The 5,153-nt window shown below is 69.8% G+C and carries 6 protein-coding genes and 1 tRNA gene; all 7 read left to right on the top strand.

Annotated features, from left to right (window positions below; all coding sequences use genetic code 11):
- On the top strand, positions 1-639 hold a 639-nt coding region (locus VF536_RS24695), incomplete at its 5' end, for a SelB C-terminal domain-containing protein (protein ID WP_331617592.1).
- A gap of 16 nt (positions 640-655) precedes the next feature.
- Positions 656-751, top strand: a tRNA-Sec gene (locus tag VF536_RS24690).
- Between the two features lie 41 nt (positions 752-792).
- Positions 793-1,680, top strand: coding sequence for a putative selenate ABC transporter substrate-binding protein (locus VF536_RS24685; RefSeq protein ID WP_331617591.1), 888 nt, complete (start codon positions 793-795; stop codon positions 1,678-1,680).
- 17 nt (positions 1,681-1,697) lie between these two features.
- A complete protein-coding gene (locus VF536_RS24680) occupies positions 1,698-2,588 on the top strand; it encodes a putative selenate ABC transporter substrate-binding protein (protein ID WP_414710447.1) in 891 nt (296 codons plus the stop codon).
- An 18-nt stretch (positions 2,589-2,606) separates the two neighbouring features.
- Positions 2,607-3,494 carry a putative selenate ABC transporter substrate-binding protein gene (locus VF536_RS24675; RefSeq protein WP_331617589.1) on the top strand — a complete coding sequence of 296 codons (888 nt, stop codon included), beginning with the start codon at positions 2,607-2,609 and terminating at the stop codon, positions 3,492-3,494.
- A 15-nt stretch (positions 3,495-3,509) separates the two neighbouring features.
- Positions 3,510-4,325 (top strand): phosphonate ABC transporter ATP-binding protein, encoded by an 816-nt coding sequence (locus VF536_RS24670; RefSeq protein ID WP_331617588.1) that lies wholly within the window; start codon positions 3,510-3,512, stop codon positions 4,323-4,325.
- The coding region (locus VF536_RS24665) for a PhnE/PtxC family ABC transporter permease (RefSeq protein ID WP_331617587.1) at positions 4,322-5,153 on the top strand (832 nt) is incomplete at its 3' end. The genes VF536_RS24670 and VF536_RS24665, both read left to right, overlap by 4 nt.

The following is a 5,153-nucleotide window of genomic DNA, read 5'->3' as shown; positions in this document are numbered from 1 at the left end:
GCCGCCGCGCTGGCGCGGCTGGTGCGCTATCACGAGGAACAACCCGAGGAGCTGGGCCCCGATCTCGCGCGCTGGCGGCGGCTGGCCGCGCCGCGGATGGCCGAGCCGCTGTGGCAGGCCTTGGTGCGGAGGATGGCGTCGGCCGGGCAGGTCGCGATCAGCGGCGCCTCGGCGCATCTGCCGGCACACGGGATCCAGCTGTCGGCGCTCGACGAGCGCCTGGCGCAGAAGGTGATGCCGCGCCTGCTGTCCGCGGGCTTCGAGGGTGCCTGGGCGCGCGACCTGGCCAAGGACGCGCACGAGCCGGAGGCGCTGGTGCGCACGACCCTGGCGCGGCTGTCGCAGCGGGGTGAACTCTTCCAGATCGTGAAGGACCTGTACTACGCGCCGTCGGCGGTGCAGACGCTCGCGCGCATCGCGCGCGCCTCGGCGATCGGCGGCGACGTGAAGGCCTCCGTGTTCCGCGATCGCAGCGGCCTCGGACGCAAGCGCGCGATCCAGGTGCTGGAATTCTTCGACAAGGTCGGCGTGCTGCGGCGCGTCGGCGACGCGCATCGGCTGCGGACCGACTGCCGCCTGTTCATCGACGATCATGAGGACGGCGGCGCGGCCTGCGCCGACGCCGTCGAGACCGCATGAACGCGCAACGATCAATGGAGAGACAACGATCCTGGTGGATCGGCCGGACTTCAAATCCGGTGGACGGCGCCACGCGCCGTCGGGTGGGTTCGACTCCCATGTCTCTCCGCCATTCTTCTCGACTGCCTTCCCCACCCCTCACCGGAGCCTCCGATGCCTAGCCTTTTCCGACACGTCAGCCGTGCGCTGCAGGGAATCGTCGCCACGTCGCTGATCGCCGCAGGCCTGTCCGGGCCCGCGCTGGCGCAGACGCAGCAGGTGCTGCGCGTGACCGCCATCCCCGACGAATCGCCCACCGAGCTCGCGCGCAAGTTCGCGCCGCTGGGCAAGTACCTGGAGAAGGAGCTGGGCGTGAAGGTCGAGTGGACGCCCGTCACCGACTACGCCGCCGCCGTGGAAGCCGTCGTGAACAAGAAGATCGACTTGGCCTGGTTCGGCGGCTTCACCTTCGTGCAGGCCAACGTGCGCTCGGGTGGCAGGATCGTGCCGCTGGTCCAGCGCGAGGAGGACGAGAAGTTCCGCTCCGTCTTCATCACCGACGCCAAGTCCGGCATCGGCAAGCTCGAGGACCTGAAGGGCAAGACGCTCAGTTTCGGCTCCGCGTCGTCGACCTCGGGCCACCTGATGCCGCGCTCCTTCCTGCTGGCTGCGAAGATCAATCCCGACACCGACCTCAAGCGCATCTCCTTCTCCGGCGCGCACGACGCCACCGTCGCCGCCGTGGCCTCGGGCAAGGTCGACGCGGGTGCGCTCAACATCTCCGTCTGGGAGAAGCTGGTCGCCGAGAAGAAGGTCGACACCTCGGCCGTGAAGGTCTTCTTCACCACGCCGCCGTACTACGACTACAACTGGAGCGTCCATGCCGACATGCCGGCCGCGACGAAGGAGAAGCTCAAGGCCGCGTTCCTGAAGCTCAACCCGTCGACGCCGGAAGGCAAGGAGATCCTCGAGCTGCAGCGTGCGACGAAGTTCGTGCCGACGCAGCCCGAGAACTACGCCGGCATCAAGGCCGCCGCGGAGAACGCCGGTCTGCTGAAGTGAGCTGACGGGAGCCCCTGATGTCCCGCTCGCATCGACCGACCCGCCGCGCGTTGCCGGGCCTCGCGCTCCTTGTTGTCGCGCTGCTCGCCGGCGTGGTCGGGGAGTCTGGGGCCCAGACCCCGGGCCTGTTGCGTGTCAGCGCCATTCCGGGCGAGTCGCCCACCGAGGTGGCGCGCCGCTTCGTGCCGCTGGGCAGGTATCTGGAGAAGGAGCTCGAGATGAGGGTCGAGTGGGTCCCGGGCACCGACTACGACCTGGTGGTCGACGCCGTCGTCAACCGTCAGGTGGACCTGGCCGTGCTGGGCGGCTTCGCCCTGGTGCGGGCCAACCAGCGTTCCGGCGGCAAGATCATCCCGCTGGTCCAGCGCGAGGGCGACGGCAACTACCGTTCGGTGTTCATCACGCGGGTCGGCTCCGGGATCCGGCGGCTCGAGGACCTGAAGGGCCGGACGCTCAGCTTCGGTCCGGCCACATCGACCTCCGGGCATCTGATGCCGCGCGCCGCCCTGCTGGCCGCGAAGATCGACCCCGACGCCAGCCTGAAGCACATCGTCTTCTCCAGCGCGCACGACGGCACCGTCGCCGCGGTGGCTTCGGGCAAGGTCGACGCGGGTGCGGTGAATCTCTATCTCTGGGAACGGCTCGTCGCGGAGAAGAAGGTCGACTCCTCGGTCGTGACGGTGTTCTTCACCACGCCGCCGTTTTACGACGCCAACTGGAGTGTTCATGCTGACATGCCGGTCGCGACCCGGGAAGCGATCAAGGCCGCATTCCTGAAGCTCAATGCCGCCACGCCGGAGGGCCGGGAGGTTCTCGACCTTCAGCGTGCGACGAAGTACGTGCCGACGCGGATCGAGAACTACAACGGCATCAAGGCCGCTGCCGAGAACGCCGGATTGCTGAAGTGAACCGAAAGGGGGATCGCCATGCCCAGTCCCTTCCAGCGCCTGAACCGGGCGCTGCGGGCCCTCGTCATCGTGACGGTGCTGGCGGCAGGGGCGGGCGGTTCCGCGCTGGCGCAGCGACAGCAGGTCCTGCGCGTGACCATCGTCCCCGGCGAATCGCCCACGGAGATCACCCGCAAGTTCGCACCGCTCGGCAGGTATCTGGAGAAAGAGCTCCGCATGAAGATCGAATGGACGCCGATCGCCGATTACGACGCCGTCGTCGATGCCATGGTCGACAGGAAAATCGATCTCGCCGTGCTCGGCGGCTTCACCCTCGTCCAGGCCAACGTGCGCTCCGGCGGCCGGATCATCCCGCTGGTCCAGCGTGAGTCGGACGCGAGTTTCCGCTCCGTCTTCATCACCCGGACCGGGTCGGGCATCTCCCGGCTCGAGGACCTGAAGGGGCGTACCTTCAGCTTCGGCCCGCGATCGTCGACATCCGGGCACCTGATGCCGCGCGCCTTCCTGCTGGCGGCCAAGGTCCGGCCTGACATCGATCTTCAGGCCGTCTCCTTCTCCGCCGCGCACGACGCGACGGTCGCCGCCGTGGCGTCGGGCACAGTCGATGCCGGCGCCCTGAACATCTACGTCTGGGAGCGACTGGTGGCAGGGGGCAAGGTCGATACGTCGGCGGTCCGGGTGTTCTTCACGACGCCGCCCTACGACGATGCCAGTTGGAGCGTCCACGCGGACATTCCGGTGGCGGTCCGTGAGGCGATCAAGGCTGCGTTCCTGAAACTCAGCCCGTCGACGCCAGAGGGGCGGGAAGTTCTCGAGCAGCAGAGCGCGACGAGGTATGTGCCCTCGCGGATCGAGAACTACCAACGCATCAAGGCCGCCGCTGAGAATGCTGGCCTGTTGAAATGAACTGAGGCGATCAGGATGCGTCTGCTGGAACTGGAGGACCTGCATCTGCGAGCCGGGGCGCGCACGCTGATCGAGCCGTTGTCCCTGCGCATCGACACCGGCGAGCAGGTCGCGCTGATCGGCGCGTCGGGCGCGGGCAAGACCTCGCTGCTGCATGCGATGGCGCTGGCGCTGGCGCCGGTCGCGGGCACGATGCGCCTGGCGGGCGAGGACGCCTGGAGCCTGTCGTCGCGCGATCGCCACTGGCTGCGGCGCGAGCTGATGCTGGCGCCCCAACATCCGCCGCTGCCGCCGCGCCAGCGCGTGGTCACGGCGGTGTTTGCCGGACAACTGCCCGGTGCCTCGATGCGGCAGACCCTGCGCATGCTGTTCAGCCCGACCGAGGCGCAGGCGCGACTCGCGTTCGACGCGCTGGACCGGTTGGAACTGGGCGACCGGCTGTGGTCGCGCGTCGATCAGCTGTCCGGCGGCGAGCGCCAGCGGGTCGCGGTGGCGCGGCTGCTGGTGTCGAAGGCGCGGCTCTGGCTCGCCGACGAACCGTTGTCGGCGCTGGATCCGCAGCGCGCGCAGCGGGTGCTCGAGGTGCTGCGGGACACCGCCCGCGCGCAGGACCGTACGCTGGTCTGCAGCCTGCATCAGGTCGATCTGGCCTGCCGGCTGTTCCCGCGCGTCATCGCGCTGCGCGAGGGGCGTCTCGTCTATGACGGTCCGCCGCGGGCGCTCGGCGCTCGGCAGCTGGACGAGATCTACGCGGACCTGCCGAATGAACCGCCGCCCGTGGCCGAGGACGTGGCGGCGCCGACGTCCCCGCCTCAGGTGATGTGTCGATGAGTGCCGCCGCCGCCGAGCCCTGGCGCCGCGATCCCGCCGCCGCCCGGCGTCTCGGCCTGACCGTCGCGCTGCTCGTGCTCCTGTGGCCGCTGCTGGTCTGGTGCGAGTTCCGGCCCTGGGAACTGCTCGACCCGCGCAGCCTGCGCGCGACCTGGCGCTTCGGCGCGCAGTTCCTGACGCCGCGCGTGGACCTCGAATTCCTGACGATGCTGGCCGCCGACACCTGGCGCACCGTGGCGATGGCGACGGTGGGTCTGGCGCTCGCCTGGGTGATCGCCGTGCCGATGGCGCTGCTGGCGACGGCGCGGCTGTCGGTGTCCGCGGTGGCGGGCCGCATGGGCACTATGCCCGCGGCACTGCGCGGGGCCGTGCGCCTGGCGCTGATCGTGCTGCGCTCGGTGCCGGAGCTGGTCTGGGCGCTGATGCTGGTCCGCGTCGTCGGCCTGGGCCCCGGCGCGGGCGTGCTGGCGATCGCGCTGTCCTATGGCGGCATGCTCGGCAAGGTCTACGCCGAGATCCTCGAGAGCGCCGACGCCGCGCCCACGCAGGCGCTGCTGCGCGGCGGCGCCGGTCGTCTGCAGGCGCTGCTGTTCGGCGCGCTGCCCGGCTGCGCCGACGAACTGGTGAGCTACACGGTGTACCGCTGGGAATGCGCGATCCGGTCCTCGGTGGTGCTGGGGTTCGTCGGCGCCGGCGGACTCGGCCAGCAACTGGACAACGCGACCAAGATGTTCGCGGGCTCCGAGGTCGCGACCATCCTGCTGGTGTTCATCGCGCTCGTGGCGATGGCGGACCGGATCAGTGCCTGGCTGCGCCCCGCGCGCGAGG

The organism is Roseateles sp., assembly GCF_036486225.1.
Classification (GTDB): domain Bacteria; phylum Pseudomonadota; class Gammaproteobacteria; order Burkholderiales; family Burkholderiaceae_C; genus Roseateles.
This window is presented reverse-complemented; position numbering and strand designations above follow the sequence as displayed.